The organism is Variovorax sp. J22P240 (genome assembly GCF_030316855.1).
Taxonomy (GTDB): Bacteria; Pseudomonadota; Gammaproteobacteria; order Burkholderiales; family Burkholderiaceae_C; genus Variovorax.
In genome coordinates, this window is record NZ_JASZYR010000001.1 from 1,436,435 (window position 1) to 1,454,639 (window position 18,205).

13 protein-coding genes, 1 tRNA gene and 2 pseudogenes are annotated in these 18,205 nt (G+C 63.1%); 3 read left to right on the forward strand and 13 right to left on the reverse strand.

Annotated elements, in window-relative coordinates; translation table 11 throughout:
• Positions 1-23 precede the first annotated feature (23 nt).
• The 9 genes and pseudogenes from QTI24_RS31465 to QTI24_RS06905 all read right to left on the reverse strand — a co-directional run.
• A pseudogene (locus QTI24_RS31465) lies at positions 24-446 on the reverse strand (tetratricopeptide repeat protein); the annotation flags it as partial.
• Entirely contained in the window at positions 428-901 is a 474-nt protein-coding gene (locus QTI24_RS06870) for a tetratricopeptide repeat protein (RefSeq protein WP_286599202.1), read from the reverse strand. The pseudogene QTI24_RS31465 and the gene QTI24_RS06870, both read right to left, overlap by 19 nt.
• A gap of 191 nt (positions 902-1,092) precedes the next feature.
• Positions 1,093-2,226, reverse strand: a pseudogene (locus QTI24_RS06875) (IS30 family transposase).
• Positions 2,227-2,419: 193 nt separating this feature from the next.
• On the reverse strand, positions 2,420-4,627 hold the full coding sequence (locus QTI24_RS06880; RefSeq protein WP_353506080.1) for a M15 family metallopeptidase: 2,208 nt from the start codon (positions 4,625-4,627) through the stop codon (positions 2,420-2,422).
• Complete coding sequence (locus QTI24_RS06885; protein WP_286599206.1) at positions 4,594-6,237, reverse strand: hypothetical protein; 1,644 nt, start codon at positions 6,235-6,237, stop codon at positions 4,594-4,596. Before QTI24_RS06885 ends, QTI24_RS06880 begins: the two co-directional genes overlap by 34 nt.
• A gap of 79 nt (positions 6,238-6,316) precedes the next feature.
• Positions 6,317-7,540 (reverse strand): hypothetical protein, encoded by a 1,224-nt coding sequence (locus tag QTI24_RS06890; RefSeq protein ID WP_286599207.1) that lies wholly within the window; start codon positions 7,538-7,540, stop codon positions 6,317-6,319.
• 40 nt (positions 7,541-7,580) lie between these two features.
• Positions 7,581-8,324 carry a hypothetical protein gene (locus QTI24_RS06895; protein WP_286599208.1) on the reverse strand — a complete coding sequence of 248 codons (744 nt, stop codon included), beginning with the start codon at positions 8,322-8,324 and terminating at the stop codon, positions 7,581-7,583.
• A 185-nt stretch (positions 8,325-8,509) separates the two neighbouring features.
• On the reverse strand, positions 8,510-9,805 hold the full coding sequence (locus QTI24_RS06900; protein WP_286599209.1) for a sigma 54-interacting transcriptional regulator: 1,296 nt from the start codon (positions 9,803-9,805) through the stop codon (positions 8,510-8,512).
• Positions 9,806-10,292: 487 nt separating this feature from the next.
• Entirely contained in the window at positions 10,293-11,216 is a 924-nt protein-coding gene (locus QTI24_RS06905; RefSeq protein WP_286599210.1) for a bestrophin-like domain, read from the reverse strand.
• A gap of 1,415 nt (positions 11,217-12,631) precedes the next feature.
• Here QTI24_RS06905 and QTI24_RS06910 point away from each other — a divergent pair.
• The 3 genes from QTI24_RS06910 (at position 12,632) to tnpB (ending at position 14,704) form a co-directional block, all read left to right on the forward strand.
• Positions 12,632-13,666 carry an IS110 family RNA-guided transposase gene (locus tag QTI24_RS06910; RefSeq protein ID WP_286599304.1) on the forward strand — a complete coding sequence of 345 codons (1,035 nt, stop codon included), beginning with the start codon at positions 12,632-12,634 and terminating at the stop codon, positions 13,664-13,666.
• Positions 13,667-14,003: 337 nt separating this feature from the next.
• The gene (locus tag QTI24_RS06915) at positions 14,004-14,402 is read left to right on the forward strand and encodes a transposase (protein ID WP_286599211.1); all 399 of its coding nucleotides are present in this window, start codon (positions 14,004-14,006) and stop codon (positions 14,400-14,402) included.
• On the forward strand, positions 14,399-14,704 hold the full coding sequence (gene tnpB / locus QTI24_RS06920; RefSeq protein WP_286599212.1) for an IS66 family insertion sequence element accessory protein TnpB: 306 nt from the start codon (positions 14,399-14,401) through the stop codon (positions 14,702-14,704). The genes QTI24_RS06915 and tnpB overlap by 4 nt, the downstream gene beginning before the upstream one ends.
• 98 nt (positions 14,705-14,802) lie before the next feature.
• On the opposite strand, the gene QTI24_RS06925 is transcribed toward tnpB, so the two are convergent.
• The 4 genes from QTI24_RS06925 to QTI24_RS31470 all read right to left on the reverse strand — a co-directional run.
• On the reverse strand, positions 14,803-16,245 hold the full coding sequence (locus QTI24_RS06925; protein WP_286599213.1) for a hypothetical protein: 1,443 nt from the start codon (positions 16,243-16,245) through the stop codon (positions 14,803-14,805).
• A gap of 50 nt (positions 16,246-16,295) precedes the next feature.
• Positions 16,296-16,366, reverse strand: a tRNA-Leu gene (locus QTI24_RS06930).
• Between the two features lie 332 nt (positions 16,367-16,698).
• Complete coding sequence (locus QTI24_RS06935; RefSeq protein ID WP_286599214.1) at positions 16,699-17,601, reverse strand: helix-hairpin-helix domain-containing protein; 903 nt, start codon at positions 17,599-17,601, stop codon at positions 16,699-16,701.
• 279 nt (positions 17,602-17,880) lie between these two features.
• On the reverse strand, positions 17,881-18,205 hold a 325-nt coding region (locus QTI24_RS31470), incomplete at its 5' end, for a hypothetical protein (protein ID WP_353506081.1).

Here is an 18,205-nt window from a genome sequence, read left to right on the forward strand (position 1 = left end):
TTACAATACTCGTTAAGCGGTTTTTAGGGAGAAATTAAAGGAATTGAAATGGTCACGCAACCTCCCGCTCCCAAAGTCGATGCAATTCCAAAGGCCAAGAAGGAGCCGCTCACGCCCCTCCAACGCATCACAGATAACCTGAAGCGTGTGGCTGTACCTTTGGAGTATCCGGATGTACTTCTCCTAGCACCCTTACGTGATTTGCAAGCTCTCTCATAAAGCTGCGCCGCTTTAGCGTATTCGCCTGTCGTGTAGTAAACGCTTGCGAGATTCAATGTTGCGGCATCCGCACGCCCGGGGCCGAGAGTCTTCTCGGAGATCGCGAGCGAGCGCTCCAAGTACTTCTCCGCACGCGCGTAGGCGCCCTTTACCATATAGAGTGCAGCGAGATTGTTGAGGGCCGCCGCCGTGTCCGGATGCTCGGGGCCTAACGCCTTCTCTGAATCGCGAGCGAGCGCTGCAAGAGCGGCTCTGCACGCGCGTAGTCGTCGCCTGTCGCGTAGTAAACGCTCGCGAGATTCGCACGCACGGCTGCGATACCCGGATGGTTAGGGCCGAGCGTCTTCTCGCGAATCGCGAGCACGCGACTGAAGAGCCACTCCGCGCGCGATAAGTCGCCTGTTTTCTGATAGAGCACGGCGAGATTGTTGAGGCTCTTCACCGTGTCCGGATGCTCGGCGCCTAGCGCCTTCTCTTGAATCGTGAGGAGTCGTTGCGCAAACGGGATCGCCTCCTGATAGCGCCCCGCGGAGTAGAGTTCTTGGACCTGTGAGATCAGTTTTGCAGTCGTGAGCTCCGATTGCGCACAAACCGCTACGGGCAATGCGGCCAAGAGGACAAATGCCGCAACGGCGAACAGAGCCTGATACGGCGAGTGTGAAGAAAGGCTGACTGCCGGCACTCATAACGTTCCCCAATTTGCCTGCCTAACGCCGTGACGAATCGCGCCGCTTTAGAGGCTGCTCTCGCGCGGCACCAACGGCCGGAACGGGTCGCGACCCTCCGCTTTGTAGCACGATGGCCGAAGACAGGTTCTGGCCAGAATGGTGAGCTTGAAACGCAGCGGCGAACGGCAGCATCGCACTTGCGGATTCAACCGGTCGATGCAACGATTTGGCTGAACATCTCAGCCGGTGTGCGGAAGTTGAGGGTCTTCCTCGGTCGCTCGTTCAATTGTCTTGCAACGGCATTCAGCTTGGCCTGTGAATGGCTCGAGAGATCGATCCCTTTAGGGAAGTACTGCCTGAGCAAGCCGTTCGTGTTCTCGTTGGTACCGCGCTGCCAAGGATTGTGCGGGTCGCAGAAGTAGACCTGGATGTCGGTCGCCAGCGTGAAGCGCTTGTGAGCCGCCATCTCCTTGCCTCGATCCCAGGTCAGCGACTTGTACAGTTCCTGCGGCAGCTTGCGAGCGTTCTTGATCAGCGCATTGACGACGGTCGCGGTGTCGGTGCCCCCGAGTTTCACCAGCATCACGTAGCGTGTTTGACGCTCGACCAGGGTGGCAATCTGACTGCTCGTGCCTCCGAACAGCAGGTCGCCTTCCCAATGACCTGGCACTGCCCGATCTTCCACCGTGGCCGGGCGCTCGCTGATGGACACCGTGTCGAGAATTCTTCCGGCGCGAACGGCGCATGACCCGAGTGCGCCGCAAGTGCTGCAGCAGTTCCTTCTTCAATGCGCCTCGAGCTTGGATGAAGAGGCTGCGATAGATGGTCTCGTGTGACACCTGGAACTCCTCGTCGCCAGGATAACTATGCCTGAGCCACCCCGCGATCTGCTCGGGCGCCCACAGCGATTGGAGCTTGGCAGCCACGATGCGCGCCAAGACTCTGTTCCTTGCCAGTTTGCATCTCTTGGGACGGTGGCCGCGGTCCCACGCCGCCTGGTCGGCCTGAGCAGCCCGGTAGCCCTCGCGACCACCGTTGCGCTTGATCTCCCGACTAACAGTCGATGGCGCTCGCCCGAGGATGCTGGCGATCGCTCGAATTGAGAAGCCGGCCACGACGGCACGTGAGATCTCCTCGCGCTCGGCCAAGGAAAGTGCCAAGGGGGCCGGCACCGCTTTGGCGGTGGTATTCCGCCTGTTCGGGACAGAATCCCTTCGACCGACGAATGCGATCGATCGAACAGCTGGGCTATCTGTTGAAGGCTGTCGCCTGCTTTCCAGCGCTCCCACATCAGGGCCTTCTGGCTGTCCGTGTAGTAGGTCCGCGTTCGATACTTCATCTGCAACATCCTTCTGCCTACGGCAGTTTTCAGTGTGTTGCATCGACCGGTTGAATCCGCACCCACGAGGCGATTACGCTTCTTGAACAATATGCAATCGAGGCGGTTCGTGGATTACCAGTCGGTCTGTGTGATATTTCGAGGTTGGCAGATCTCGATAGTGCCTCACACCGTGGCGCGCATTCCCGTACCGCTACGGGTCCGCCAGCGCCCGGTAGGCGAGTGGCGGTTTGCCGAAGACTGCCTGGCCCAGGTGAATGGCGCGCGCCATGTGCAGGACAGCCGTACGTCGGGGATTCTTCGGGTCCCGCGTGATGCCGCCGGCTCGCGGGATGTCGGCGCCACGACTCAGTTCCTTGAAGAACTTGAAGGCGCTGCCGATGCCGGCGTTGAACATGTATCGCTGCAGCGTGAAACGCTTCTCCGGAGGCAGGTCGTAGATGCTGTTCAACAGGTATGGGTGCTCCTTCCTGTTGTTCTCGATGATCCGCTGCATCATCAGTTCCTGCCCTTTCATGTACATGGCCAGAGCGGCCACTGCCTTGGTCGCATCGAGTACGCCTCTGGGCTTGCTGGCGCCACCGGCCTTCTCGGTCGAGGTGTCCCATGACTCCCCCGTCGCGCGGATGTCGGAGTATCGAAAGCCGAGAGCCGGCGCCGCGGCGATTGCCGCCTTGATGTATCTTGCCGTGGCGGGATCGAACCAGTCGTCCAGTCCAAGCACCTCCGAGGCCACAACACCGGACGTTTTCGACCAGGTGGATCGTCCACTCTCGGCCACGAGGTTCGCCGCCAAGAAGCCGGGATCCATGCCGGTGGCCCTTGCCACTTCGCTTACTCGTCGGTGCAGCAACGTTCCGGGTGCGAACGTCGCGTCGTGGTCCTTGTAGCCGAGCACCTCCACCTTGCTCTGCATGCCGGCCTTGGACGCTGGAGCCCCGGTCATCGGGACATACTCTGTGCCGTCCATCAACCCTTTGAGCTTGGCCAGGTCAGGCCACTGCGGGAAGAACGCTTCTTGCTCCGCGCCGCCTGCGCGCGGCGCGCTGCGGTCCAGACCGCGCACGGCCTCCCCCCAGAACTGTTCGACAATCCGGCAATGGCTCTTGCCACCCCGCCGATCGGCGAAGTTGCGCATGTAGGAGAGAGCGTGCGCGGCCGACTGCATGGTGGCGTCACGGCGGAAATGTATGAAGCGGCGCGTCGCGTCCTCGAGCAGCCACTTGCGCCACCCGGCGGTGCCGAAATACAGGCACTCGAAGCCCCAGCATTGCTGAACCAGCGAGCCGACGCGATTGGAGGCGCCAAGGATCGCTTGCATCGGCTTTCCGCCAGCCGAGTGGCCGGCCAGCACGATGCGCGCCACACGCGCGCTTCGGATGATGGCGCCGCTGTTCCGCAGGTCGTCCATCGCCGCATCGACCAGCCGATCCAGCTGGCCTGCGTCTTGGAAGTTGCCCATCACGGCGTTGCCGCTGTCCCGCCGACCGAAAATCGGCGCCAGCGTGGGCGCGACGAGGACGAGCGCACGACCGCTCTTCTCCACCTCGTTACGCAGGCAGCGGAAGTACGGCGTGCCCCAGTAATAGGCCATCCCGTCTTTCAGGAAAGACGCTGGATCCGTCCTACACGCGGAAATGATATGGCCGTGGAAGTAAACCACGAGGTCCAGCGCGTTGGCGTCCTTCGCCGCCCTCGGCACATAAAGGCCGGCGCTCGAAGGCCAACGCGCTCCCCAGGAGAGAGGGAGCAGCCGCGATACTCCCGCCGCCGGCGCGCGTGCAGGCGCTTCCTCCATTTCGGCGGAAGCGATGCTGATCGCCGGCGGGTTGTATTCCCAGTGCCATGGTTCGGCCTCGTACGGATAAAAGCCGAAGCGCACCGCGTTCTGGCGCAACCAGCGCCACGCCGGCGTCTTGCGCATGTTCATCGCATTGCCGCTGGAGATTCGATGACCCAGGTACACATCGACGGCCCGGCCACTGTGGTGCGCGCTGCCGCCGGGCTTCGCGACCCATTTGCGCGCTGCCTGCTCGCTGCCGTAGCGCCTGACGGCAGCGGCGAACAGGCCACGCTGGCGCGCAGTAGACCGGTAGCCGGAAATGGGCTGCAGCAGCGGGGCGGCGATGCCGGCCGCGCGCGCTGCCGCGATCATCGCCTGCAATGCCGCTGCAGCGGCGCGATGCAGCGGCACTTTCCGCTTGCCGTAGCCGGTGAGATGGACGAGTTCATGTGGGGATGGGTCCCTCTTGTTCGTGATGCGGCCACCGCCCGGGACCTCGATGGCGCCCGGAGCAAAGCCTTGCCCGCCCGAAGCCCGTTCGTGCAGCTGCGCGTTCATGTGCTGTCCTCCGGCCCAGGTTCTCTTCAGCTCTTGGCAGTCACCAAAGGGCGTGGCCATTCATCGCGCAGCGGCGAAACCGCCGGCGGCGCATAGCGGCCGGCCAGCAGCTTCGAAGGCGGCGCGGCGAGTTCGGCCGCGCTGACGTTGTCACTGCGCAGGTCGAGGCCGGTGACCGCCCCGAGCGAGCCGGCATATTTCTGGATGGCATCCTCAAGCAGGAGAAGGAACGCCTTGAGGGCGTTGTCGCCCACCGCCGCCAGCCCGCCGGGAGTGAGTTGCAGGAGCCGAGTGGCCACCAGGATCGCCTCGCCGTTCTCCGCGAGCGTGTGATACTCCGCGCTCGAGACGGAACGCAGGCGGTAGCGATCCGACACCGCATCGAGGATCACCTGCCAGGGCTGCATCGAATCCGCCACCCCGGGTCGCGGGGTCAGCGCCGCCCGCCATTCGTCGTACAAGGTCAGGAACGGAAGCGTCGTGGAGCCGCCCAGCAACAGCTTGACGTACTCGGCCTGCACGCGGAACTCCATTGGCTTGACCATCCGCAGGTTCTCGTTGCCCTGATCGAGTACCCGCGCCAGTCCCTCAAAGGCCTGGCGCGCTGCCGTGACGTCCGCGACGATCATCAGGTTGCGAGTTTCCTTGTAGAAGCGCAGGGCGCCCCGCAGGGCCTGGTTGAACGCATTCGGGAAATCCTTCATGACGTCCACATTGAGCATCGGGGCCGCTCGGCCGGCGATGTGCAGCGAGTACCCGTACAGGGCGGCGTATTGCGCCGCGCGCTCGCCTACAGGTGCCAGTTGCCCTTGCCGCCAGATCCGGGCGAACTGCGCCATCGCGCGGCTGGCAAGAGACAGCTGCGACACCCGCACGCCGGCCAGAGGCGCAGTCGTCGGCACGACGCCGTTCTGCAGCCGGTCCGTCAGCCGCTCGGCCGCCCAGAACAAGCCCGCCTCGTCAAGCCAGTACACGTAGATCAACGAGCCGAACTGAAGGAGCGGATCGGCACCGGTGGACCGAGCTCGCGTGACGGATTCGCGCAGCAGCGTGCCCAGTGCGTCCCAGTCAGCCGTGTCCGCTGTCTTGGGCACGATTGCAGTTGCGGGGCCGAGGTTGTTGACCAGCCCCTCCACCGCGATCCGCACCATGTGCTCGAACACGTAGGTATCGTGCGCGAGCTTGTCGATCAGCTCAATCACGTCGTCTCGGGTGCTGTAGAAATCCAGCTGCTTGTGAAGGGCTCGCAGTAAGCCGTTCTTCTTCGCCGCCTCGGGAGGCACGCGTTGCGCTTCGGGAAGCGAGGACTTGGAGGGATCGTCGATGATGTCGCGGATGGCTTTCACGAGATCCTGCACCGGGTCGCTCGTCGACCCCCGAGCCTTCCTCGTTTCGTGCTGCACCCCCTGCAGCACCGCGCGGAAATCGGCGCGCTCGTTGATTGTTGCTGCGAGGGAAGCCGCCGGCGCGTTCGAGAACGCAGCATTGGCGTAGTCGAGCGCGAAGCCGCTCAACTGGTCGCCGGTCTCGTGCAGGAGATCGAGGATCGAAGCTGCCGCGCGCCGGTCGAAACTGGATGCGCCCGCCCTGGGCGACTTCCCCAGCGGCTCCAGGGCGGCGTCCACCTGCGACAGCGGCCGCGTGCCGATGATGGACCGGGCCTTGGGCAAGGAATCCGGATCCGAGCCCCACCACTCCTGGAGCTTCCGGGGTGCCTGGGCGATGCCGGCGCGTAAGAAAGCACGGAAATCAGACATGATCTATTACCTCCAGGGAAGATGGGCCCGCGTAGTGCCTTTCAGCCAGGCCGGTGAGCCAGTCGGCGACGTCGCGATGGAAGCGCCGCACCTCGATGGCCCCGGTGAGCCGGCCGAAGCTCAGAGCCGCCAAGCCCAGCAGGGGCCGCTGCGCCGCGAGCGACACCCGGTCCGCATTGCGCAGAAGATCGAGCGCGAACCGCGGCGCCAGCGCTTCGACCTCGCAGGCATCGGCCAGCGAACGACGATGCAAGCCTGCAAAGCGGTGGGTCGCGAGGGCGCGAGCCACGTCCGTCGTCGCGCCATCCAGGTAGGGCACGGACCGCTCGCCGACACCGGTGGATGCGGGAGGCGCGACGCGCGTGCGCGCCGCGAGCACGCGCAGCACGGGGTGCGGATGCCAGCATTGGGCCAGGGCCAGAGCGAATCGGTTCCGGATGTGTCCCGGCGGATGCGGATCGTTCCTGATGATGTGGAACAGCCATGCCTGCGGAAGGCTCAGGAGGCGTTGCAGTCCGTCGACTCCGGGGGCTCCCCCGCTGAGCCCGATGTTCCAGCAGTCGGCCATCAGTTCGAGCGCCCAGGTGCCCCACAGGCGGGCCGAGGGCCTCTGCCCCAGGGCCCGCAGGGCGGCTGCTTCGATCACGTCGCGCGCCTCTTCGAGCAGGTTCAGGTCCGCGGAGAGTTGATGGCCCACTTCGTGCAGCGAGGAGCTCAGGCGCGCCGGCAAGGACTCGGGACTGACACGTACCAGCGCGATCGGCAGGACGATGCCCCCGGGCAAGCGTGTGCGCGCGCGATTGATCGCGCCGCCCCGTGAGCCCGAGTCCAGGTACGACACGGCAATGGGTGCGGCATAGCCCGGCACCGGCCGCTTCAGGGCGTCGGCGATCAGCACGTCCGTCCCCGCCAGCAACATCGCGACACGGGCATCGGCGCGCGTGGCGATGGCATCCGTGTAGAGGTCGATCGTTTTGAAGAGGGCGTCGGCCTGCAATTGCAGGGACACGATGCGGCGCTCCAGGATGGCCAGCGGTGCTTCCGGCGCGCGCAGTGCGGTCCGCAGATCGCGCGCAGCGCCCAGCAGTCGCGCCACGACGTCGCGCGCGCCGGCTTCCAGCGCCGCAAGCGCGTGCCGCGATGCACTGCCTGCCCCGACGCACGGCAGTGTGGCGGACGGCCAGCGTACTGCATCCAGGCGGGATTCGAGGTCCACGATGCGCTCGTGTATCCATGCGCGCGTGAGATTGGACAAATCAAAGGCCCAGCACGATGATCTTGCGGCCGCGCCTCACCCACCGGCCGCTCTGCGCTTCCGCCCCGGAATGCTTCCTGCGAGCCAGTGCGCGGCGCACGCCGGCCGGCAGGTTGTCCTGCATGGCTCCGACGAACGCGTCGCGCGCAGCGGACACCGGTTCCGCGCCGGACCTCGGGTCCTGCACGGCCCGGTCGACGGCGTCGGTGACCGTGCTCACCAACTTGCGGGAGAGGTCCACCCTAGCCTCGTCGTCCGAAGCGTCCTCCATCTGGCCCCCAAGCAGTTGCCCGAGGCGTCGGCCGGCCATTCCGCCCAGGAGAGTCCCGGCGCCGGGCACGGCGCTGCCCAGCGCGCTGCCCAGAAGGGGCATCGCTCTCTTGAGCAGATCGCCCGCCGGCCCTCTCAGGATCGGCAGGAGCCTGGGAAGGACCGCGCGACGCATTTTCTTGAACTTCCGCGTCACCGAGCTCATGAGCTTGCCCAAGAACTCCTCCATCTCCGCGTCGTCGCTCACGGTCATCAGCTCGTACGCCAGTGCGTCCCCCGAGCCGTACCCGTAGACCTCCTCGTCGTCCAGCGCCTCGCCGGACTGGAAGTTCTCGTCGGCCGGTACGTTCTCGTCGCCTTCGAGTTCGCCGAGCGCGGCGAGTTCTTCCTCGTCTCCGGTTTCCATGTCCGATTCGTCGGACTCGAGCTCACCGGCATTTAGCAAGGCTTCCAATTCGAGCTGCGGGTGTGTCATACGCGCCTCTTTGGTCAGGGCGAGGATTCGCCGTTGCCGTACAACGCAACCGCCATGCCAAGAGCGGCAACGCCAGCATCGAGCGTTGCGACCAATGAAATCAAGCACTTGCTGTAATCCGATCTGCCCGCGAACCCTTCGGCGTGCAAGGACGTGCAAACCGGCTGCACGCCACTGCATGCCGGTCAGCTCCTGCGAGCCTCGCCGTTGAGATAGTTATAGACCGAGCGGGCGCTGATTTGCAGTCGCTCCGCAGCCCAGGCGATCTGCACGGTGCGATCTGCCGCGGGCAGGTCCCGAGCCGCGTGCTGCAGCGCACGGGACACCAGCGTCTTTCGCAGCACGGCCAGGGACTGTTCCAGAGGCTCGACGTCCTCGTTGCTTTCAGGAGCTGCCTCCATCGCGCGCGGACGGGGCAGGTGCGTCAAGCGCAGCGTCGGGGCGTCACTAGCGCGAACCGTCGCATAGCGCAGCATCGCCTCGAGCTCGCGCACGTTGCCTCGCAGGCTGAGGCCTTGCAGATACTCGAGCACTTCGACCGCGCACTGGGGCGGATGGACGCTTCGGTAGCGCCGAATCAGCGCATTGGCGAGCATCGGCAGGTCCTCGCGCCGCTCGCGCAATGGCGGCACACGCAAGACGATCTGGGAGAGCCGATGCTTCAGGTCCTCGCGGAATTCGCAGGCGGCGACGCGTTGCTGGAGATCGCGATTCGTCGCGCTGACGATCCGGCACTTCAACAGGTGTTCGTGATCGGATCCGACGGCGCGGTAACTCCGTTGCTGAAGCACCGACAACAGGCTCGCCTGCAAGCTTGTCGGCAGCTCCCCCACCTCGTCGAGCAGCAGCGTGCCTTCGCCCGCCGTGCGGATCGCTCCCGGCCGCGATTCCGTTGCCCCGGTGAAGGAGCCGCGAACGTGCCCGAACAGCTCGCTCCCGAACAGGCCCGGAACGACGGCACCTGCGTCGAGACAGTGGAACGGGTGGCCGGCGCGCGCGTCGTCGGCGTGATGCAGCGCCTCGGCCACCACCCGCTTGCCCGTGCCGGTTTCGCCGACAACCAGGACGCTGGCGTCGCGATCGAGGATGGCATGCGCCATCTGCTTGCGCAGTTCGACCACGGGCTCGCTGATCCCGATGATGCCCTCGTCCTGTATGCGTTGCGCGAGCTGCGAAACACGGCCCACCCACGCGAGTGAGAACGCGAGATCGTCGTGCCAGCAGTCGGACGCGAGGGAGACCACATCATCGAACGCGGAGAGTTCCGCCAGGTCGGTACCGCGCATCGGCTTGGCGGTGACGAGCACGTGCCACGGCGTGCCGGCTCCGCGAGGCGGCTCGCGATGGGCTGCGCGCCACTCCGATGCGACGAGTCGGTACGGCAAGCCCGAGGTCTCGGCCGCGCGCCGGATTTCGCCGAGTGCGGCCTCAGGAAGCGGCCCCCCCGCCAGGCACAGCACGAGCGTCGCCGCAGCGGGCACGGCCGTGCTCGTGTCCCCTTTCTCCTCTGGTGGCATGCTGCCCCCTTGAGAAACCCAATGCGCTCCTGCGTCGGAGGGACGCTGCCCTCGGCTACTTGCCTGCTGACGGTTGCGCGACCGATTTAGGCAGTATGGGCGAAGGTGCGCCCAGTTTCAAATCAGAGGTCCAAGCTACTCGTCGCTGGGCATTGAACAGAGCCAGCGTTTAACAGGAGCCTTGACGCGCGTGATGGCTATACGATCGCCTCGAGCCGGGCTTTTCGGTTTTCAGCATCAAGGCTTCTGTCGAAGATATTGACCGTGAAAGGGAAGGGACGAGACCGAAACGACCGTTCAAATCGATTGGCAGGTCCGGGGAATACGAGAAAACCTGGAGCTCGTAGTCGAGTACATATAGGGAGGTTCAGTTGGGAGGCCCCCCGGATAGTCGCGCAGGCGCCTTGGCGATGAGAGCGGTGCCGTTGACGAATGAGGTTCTCGCAGACGCTCATCTTGCTCGCCACCCTTGGCATGTTTCTGAGTCATGATAGAACCGCTTCTGATTGCCTACAGGCGACGTTGGTTGGCTGAAGATCCAATGTATGTCGACGAAGGAATCCGGATCGAGGCTCCCGGAGCCAAAGAAGGGGCGATTGTTGAGAATTATCATTAGCAGAATGAAACTAAGGAAGACTGAGAGTAGGCCGACAATCCATCGGTGCAGAACTACGTCTTCAAGCTGAAACATATAGACGACGCACATGCTCATGATCGCGCCGCACAGGATAATGATCCACATTACCCACGTGAGCTGGTCGTTAACAGCGTCTTTCCGCAGTCGGCGCACTTCGCTAAGGTCGTTCATAACCTGCATGGCGGACGCATAGCGGACCTTTTGGCCTTCATCTTGAGGCTGGAAGCTTTGAAGCTTAGCGCGGACTATGCGTAACTTCCGCCAATCAGAAGACGCATCCGCACCCTTCCGCTGACTTTCCCAGGCGATACAAATAACTTCCATCACGTATTCGCCGAGCAATCGGTCGACGGACTTGTGCAAGTCGGCAAGTTCGGTGTCGTTGCGCGCGATCACATTGTCAATCTTGTCAGGGACGACGCTGAGGCCGATGCTGGTTTCGGGTCGCACGATTAGGTACAACGTCTGTACAGCTGCGGCTTCTCTTGCCACGAGCCCTTGCGCCTCTGTGTGACGTTGCCACACATCTATTGCGATGAGTCCTACTGTGATTCCGTAGAAGACGCCGAGCGAGCCGAGGGCGCCGCTAATCGCGTCATTGACGCCGTCGTGATACTTAAACCGTTTTAGCAACGTGCGGCGAGCGATCTCAAACCCTCCGAGGGCTGCGGTGACGCTTGTGCTGACCACGAAGAGAGCAATGACCGGAGTCGCGAGATCATACAACCAGTCGAACATGATTTTTCTCCGTGCTTGGTGCTAGCGATAGGAAACTCAACTCCTCCTGTTGAAGCAGCAAAGTTTCTTAGCTTTTCAAGCAGCGAACGTAAAGCGGAAAAGCGCAAACACGCACGCTAGTAGACGCCCTTGCAAAAGAAATGTCGAGTCTGACGGCGTGCTTCATCCCAGCTTTTTCCTCTGCGCTGGGGGTGACCAGCGACGCATAAGACTAGGCTGCAATTTGGAAGGCGACGTCCGAATGGCTGCGGGTGGAGCGAAGCCGTGTGCCCGACGGAAGCGCCACGGCCAAGGTGTTTGGCCACCCCTTTACTGGAGCGTCCTGCGTCGCGAAGATCGGCACGCGTCGCATACTGCGGGCTACAGCGCCGCGTTCGTTGATGATCTGCTCGGTCGGATGGCGCGCATCTCGCTGCTGAGCCTATCTTGCGGACTCGTCGGGCTTGGCAGTACTTCAGATGCCAGTTGGGGGCAGCCGATTGCCCGAGACAAGATGAAGTTGTCGCAGCCGGGTGCGACCAGCGTGTGGCTCCACGCGTACATAGCGCGCCCTGACAGGATGCCGCCAATTCGCGTCGCTGCTTTGCCAGCATCGGTGGCACTCGACGCCCCAAGCAACTGGCGATGGTGACGTGCGTTAGTAGCGTCCTGCAGTCCGCTAGGAGAAGGTGCGGGAGGCAACTGCCCGGCAAGCAGCCCGAATCGAGCGCACTCAGCGCCGGGCCGAGGATCGATCGACGATGGCGCTCGGCTCGTTCTCGCTGCCGGTGACCGCCGTCACACGCAGGCAGGTTACGGTCCAGATCCCCGCGGGTCCCCAAGGCGGCCGCCGCGGCGTTCGCGGGCTGGTCGCCCGCAATCCCGACGGCGGGCGCAGCCGCAGGGACGCGCCGGTGCCCATCGGGCAGGATCCTCGTTCGTGCGGCCGCTATCCGCGTCGTCGGAACGACGCCCGGCGTGGGCACTACACGCAGCGCTGCTGCGCTGCTGACATCGCCAGCTTGTTCGTCAGAGGCGGCGGATTCTCGCTGAGCCTGCCGTGGGCTCAGGCGAACATCGCATTCAAGCTGGTGCAGCCTGTGGCACCGATCACCATCGACGACGGTCGACCTCCGCCAGGAAGCGCCGTTCGTGCGCGATCTCGCGCCTCGAGACGCTCCCGCTCCTGCCGCCATGTCTGCGAACGGCAATGGGGGCCATGTTCTGTCTCGCCGCCGTCTGTGGCGCCTAGGCGGCGGAAGGCGGCTCGACAGTGCCGGAACTGCGCCTCAGTCCAAGGGAAGCGCATTGTCTGGCGGACAACGCCGACTTGTTGTTGCGCGGTAAGCAATGGGATGGACGCCCCCACCCGTGACGGCATCAAAGTGCCAAAGTGGAAGTGTCACCAACCACTTGAACCGAGAGGGGCGTCCACCATGAAGATTACGACTATTGGCATCGACTTGGCAAAGAACGTGTTCCAGGTGCACGGGATCGATGAACATGGCAAGGCCGTGCTGAGAAAGCAGCTCCGCCGCGATCAGATGGCCACGTTCTTCGTCAATCTGCCGCCGTGCGTCATTGGCATCGAAGCGTGCAGCAGCGCTCACCACTGGGCGCGCAAGCTTGTGGCGATGGGCCATACCGTGCGGCTGATGGCGCCGCAGTTCGTCAAGCCGTACGTCAAGACGAACAAGAACGATGCCGCAGATGCCGAAGCCATCTGCGAGGCTGTGGGTCGGCCCAACATGCGCTTTGTGCCGGTGAAGAATGTCGAGCAGCAAGCGGTGCTCGCGCTCCACCGTGTACGCCAAGGCTTCGTTAGGGCGCGCACGGCGCAAGCGAACCAGATCCGCGGCCTGCTCGGCGAGTTCGGCATCATCATCCCGCAGGGCATCGGCTACATCGCCACGCGTGTTCCGGGGCTGATCGAAGACGCTGCCAACGAACTACCTGGCGCGTTTCGGCTGCTGGTGCAACGGCTGCTCGATCACCTCAAGGAACTGGATCGTCAGGTCGAGGAACTCGAAGCGAAGATCCAGGCTTGGCACCGCGGCAGTGAGCTCAGTTGCAGGCTTGCTCAGGTTCCGGGGATCGGGCCGATCACCGCCAGCGCGCTGGTCGCGTCTATCGGCGACGCGAAGAACTTCGACAGCGGTCGCCAGGTGGCAGCGTGGCTAGGCCTCGTGCCGAAGCAGCATTCCTCGGGCGGCAAAGCCAGCCTGCTGGGCATGAGCAAGCGAGGTGACACCTACCTTCGAACGCTGCTGATACATGGCGCGCGCTCGGTGATCTATCGAGTCTGCCAGAAGGCTGAGTCGTGCGGCTGGATCGCCGCAGTGGTGAACCGGCGCAACAAGAATGTGGCAGCGGTGGCGCTGGCGAACAAAAACGCCCGGATCGTATGGGCGCTTCTGGCGCACGATCGCCACTTCGATGCCGGCTATGTGCGCCAGGTGGCGCCGGTTTAGAACGTCGCACCGACATCAACACTCAGGGAGAACGACCACCGATTGCTCAGGCGATCATGAAGTGATGGCAAGACAGGTCAGACCGTGGTTGGCAAAGCCCGCGCCGGACGAGGCACACAAAGTGCGTGTAAGCGATCGAGGTGTCAACCAGCACATCCCATCAGGGACCGCGGCCCAAAGCTGCAACCAGAGTCCGAATGTACGGGTGCAATCTTTACCTTCGAGTCGTCACCATTGAGAGCTTGGCAAAGGGGGCGTCCATGTACGTCCGGCGATTCCATCTTGAATTCGCGGTAGGAGCAAAGGATGCTCGTATCCACTAACTCTTGGTGGACACGTGCACACTATCTCTCCTCCGGCTGCTGGCGATCGGCGGCGGCGCCGGCTGCACAGCGACGAGTTCAAGGCCAATGCCGTCGCTTCGGCCGCGCAGCCCGGCGTCTCAATGGCGTCAGTGGCGATGTCACTGGGCATCAATGCAAACCTGCTGCGCCGTTGGGTGCGGGACGCGGAGGTGCCGTCGGGCAGGACGGCAGAAGGCAACGCCCCCAAGGCTTTGCCAGGCGCCAAGCAGCCCGTGCCCCCGTCGTTCGTAGCGTTGCAATTGCCCGCACCAGTTGCGCCGCCGAGCGACATTCGCATGGAGGTCAAGCGCGGCCCCACGACTGTCGTTGTGACTTGGCCGGCAGCACTTGCTACGGAGTGCGGGACCTGGCTGCGCGAGTTGCTGCGGTGATCCGCATCGACGCCGTCTGGCTGGCGGTCGAGCCGATGGACATGCGCGCAGGCACCGAAGCGGCATTGGGCCGTGTGGTGAAGGTCTTCGGTGAAGCTCGTCCACATCACGCCTACCTGTTTGCCAACCGTCGCGCCAATCGCATGAAGGTCCTCGTGCACGATGGCATTGGCGTCTGGTTGGCCGCGAGGCGACTGAACGCCGGCAAGTTCGTCTGTGGGACAACGCATCTGCATTCGCAGGGCGTTCAACCACTACGATGGCTACAGGCGCGAGATGTTCCGAACCATTGTCAATGGTGAAGTGCCGGCCTAGCTCAGTGGCGTTCTAAGCAGATTTTCCACAGGCGTCAGCGACGTGGCAAACTGGTCGGAAGTGACTAACCGCCACGTGAAAAGCATTAGGGTGCGAGGATGGCCAGCACCGCCTTGACTGCTATGGTGATTGGCGCTGCCAATTCCGCCACGGCTTTGGCAGCTTCCATCAACCCTTTGGCAGACACATCAAGCCATTCCTTGCGAGGCTCCTTTTTGACCGCCTCTTTGGACAGCGTCGCGAGAGCGTCCGATGCCTCTTCGGCCTTATCCGGAGGCAGCTGCTTAGCAAGGTTGGCAACCTGAACCGCTAGGCTTTGAAGCTCCTCCTTCAGCTTGGGATTGACTTCGGCTCCTGCCACCTTGTTGAAGCTGTTTTGGATGTTCTGTGCCGTCACGACGTTGAAGTCGCCCGTCACATTCACATTGCCCATTTGAATGGTCGTTTGCATGAAGTCCCCTCCAATGTTGTTGATCACCGTTGCGATCTGGCGGTTCCTGTCGATGTAGTTCTGGATCCGATCTGCGACCTGCTTTCTCATCGAAGACAGAGAGACGTTTTCTCCTTCAAAGGTGCTTCCGAAAGCGTCGCGCGCCGCGTCGAGCAGCTCATGTTGTTTCTGGCCCAGGCGATTCGGCCTTTGCACAAGGTGCAGGGTGTCCCGCAGGTACTGCTGAAGGGCATCGGAGCTGGCTGATCCCCGTTCCACACTCAGCCTTCCTGCGTAAAGCGCACTGAGGATGCTTTTCAGGCCCTCGCGTTCAGCATGGAGTCGACACAGGTGAATTCGGAGCCTGCGGGCTGTTTCCTTCGGTGCCCCTTGGTTGATGATGAACCAGGTACTGCATCTTTGTCTTCCGAAATCAATCCATGCATGGAAGACATTGATCGGGCTTTGGAGCTCGTCTGGTTGAATGACTTGGCGGGTATGCCTTGGAAATTCCATGGGCATTTCCCGCTCTACGATAATCGAGGGGCGAGCTGCGGTGAACCACCAACGCATTACCTCGGAATCTGGAATTTCCTTGTGGTTCGTTGACGCATAAAGAAAATGCTCTGCCAGCGCGCTTCCCGCGTTCACCAGATCGACGGACTTCCGAGATCCTGAACTCCGTCCCACCGACAGCTTAAGTTCAGCAAAGTATTTGAGCACTGGCAGGACGGGGAATGACTCCTGTCGGCCGGGCTCACCGCATTTCATCGCTAGCCCGACTTCAACGCGCGCAATAGTTCCATCGGAATGAAAGCGCCGAAAGGTGCAGGTCGGTCTATAGGCCGTCTCGCCAACTAGGGAGACAGTTTGCTGAAGGCGATCAGAGAACTTCAGCGCGGACGACACATCACCATAGAGCTCCTCCCCAGCCCAGTCTGCCACCCCACCTCGATGGCGGGGGCGCACCTTTCCAGATGAGCGGATGAAATCGCTGCCAATCTGCGCGACAGGCCAGGCGGGTCGCGCGACACGCCCCGTTGGTTGCGCAAGAAACCCGCGAAGATCGGCGAACGGGTATTGAACGATGACGAACATCCGCCCTTGAGCCATGTATTAATACCCCCGTGGCCGAGCATTGGGGGGGATGGCCAGACGAGGATCGAACTCGCTTCTCACCAGGGTTGCTGGTGCACTCTTCCATTGAGCTAGCTGGTCCCAGGAAAGCCCCGCTCTCCAGATTCTGGTCGATAGCCCGAATCTGAGCCGGATCCGCATTTAAGGTAGCAGGGTTTTACGGGATTGGCAACTAGGCACTTAGCCCCTTCTGCGATTTCATGACTGCCCGACGCGAGGGCTGCACCCAGTCTGCGGGGGACCGACCGAACTTCTTGGCCTTCTTCCGCTAGCCAGCGCGAAGTGGTCCTGGAGTTTGGTTGGATCGAAGGACTGCGGCCAGTCTGAAGTACGCGTTCGAGCTTTGACCTCGAACAAGACCTTCCGGCCAGTGCGGTCCAGCCGCGCCCACTGTCCCTTTCGCGGCGCGAGGCCTTATCGAAAGTCTCTGCTCCCTGTACGCAGCTTGCCCAGCAGCGCCGTGTGATCCACGAGCTTCATAGTCACCAATGACTGAACGCCTTTTTCGCTCTGCCATGTCCCCTCGACACTGAGCAGCTTCGCCCCAAGCAGTACGCTGCGCTGCGCCTCGGCAACCTGTGGCCAGACGATGATGTTCACCGTGCCGGTCTCGTCCTCGAGCGTGACGAAGATGACGCCGTTCGCGGTGCCCGGCCGCTGGCGGTGCGTCACGATCCCGCTGGCACGCACCTTCTGTCGATCGCTCGCGCGCGAGCGAAGCTCTTCCGAGGTCATGATTCCCCACTCGGCAAGAGTCGGCCGGATCAGAGCGAGCGGATGCCTGCGCAGACTCAGGCCCAGGGTGTCGTAGTCGTCAGCGATCTCAGATCCTTCCCCCGACGCCGCGAACGCGATCGGCTCCTCGTAGGTCCGCGCCTCCCGCAGCATCTTCGTCGGCCGCGTATCAACGCCCTTGGCCGCCCACACGGCATCGGGCCGGCGTCCAGTCAGGCCGAGCAACGCATCGGCGCCTGAGAGGCACTTGAGATCGTGCGCATCGAGCTGGGCGCGCATGGCGAGATCCTCAACGCTCGCAAAGAGCCCTTCGGCCCGCGCGGCGACGATCCGCTGCGTTGCCTCCTCGCGCAAGCCGTGGATGCGCGACAGGCCCAGGCGCACCGCGCGCAAAGGATGTGCGTAGGTGGTGTCCCAGCGTGGCGATGCCGCAGCCTGCGCCGGCTCCTCCAGCGTCGAGTCCCACTGGCTGATGGTGACGTCGGCCGGACGGACCACCACACCGTGCTCGCGAGCGTCACGTACCAGCTGCGCCGGTGCATAGAAGCCCATCGGTTGCGAATTCAGCAGCGCGGCGAGCATCGTGTCGGGTCCACCCTGACGCAGGCCGAGCTCACGGTCCGCCGAATCTAATGCGCCGAGCCCGACGCTTCCGTCGCGGCGGTCCGCTGAGGGAGAGCATCAACGTCGCGCTTCGGGCTGACGGACCGTTCCTGAACCGGATGCTCTTGACCAACGCGCCTCACGGGCTTCCGGAGACCACATGGTCAACTTGATGACCATTCGGCCGTGCCAAGACATGGCATCTGGCTGCCGACATCGAGGCCTGCGGCTTGATCGCGTTTAGATACTGCGCTGCGCTCAACGATCGGGTTCGTCGCGGCGCCGGCGCACGGGTTTCGTGTCTCGCGCGGAACCACCCAGCGCGATGAGCCGCTTGGCGGCTTGCACTTGGATAAACGACTTGAAGACTTCGCGGAAGAGTTCCGTCCGGCCCATGCTGGGGTCGGCCATCTTCACTGCCTTATTGAAAAGCTCGTCGTCGATAGTGACGGTGATCCTCACAATCTGCACCGTAAGCGCGCAATAAACCACGCCCTTCCTTCGAGCGCGACGAAGTGTGAGGCTACGTACCCATGTACAAGAACGTGGGCACGTAATGTCAGAGTTGATTTCGGATTTGGCC

Bases quoted from the DNA above. Each gene is read 5' to 3' on its own strand.
- QTI24_RS06880 (WP_353506080.1), bottom strand. From the start codon at position 4,627: ATGGCCACGCCCTTTGGTGACTGCCAAGAGCTGAAGAGAACCTGGGCC.
- QTI24_RS06895 (WP_286599208.1), bottom strand. From the start codon at position 8,324: ATGACACACCCGCAGCTCGAATTGGAAGCCTTGCTAAATGCCGGTGAG.
- QTI24_RS06905 (WP_286599210.1), bottom strand. From the start codon at position 11,216: ATGTTCGACTGGTTGTATGATCTCGCGACTCCGGTCATTGCTCTCTTC.
- QTI24_RS06910 (WP_286599304.1), top strand. From the start codon at position 12,632: ATGAAGATTACGACTATTGGCATCGACTTGGCAAAGAACGTGTTCCAG.
- QTI24_RS06925 (WP_286599213.1), bottom strand. From the start codon at position 16,245: ATGTTCGTCATCGTTCAATACCCGTTCGCCGATCTTCGCGGGTTTCTT.
- QTI24_RS06935 (WP_286599214.1), bottom strand. From the start codon at position 17,601: ATGCTCGCCGCGCTGCTGAATTCGCAACCGATGGGCTTCTATGCACCG.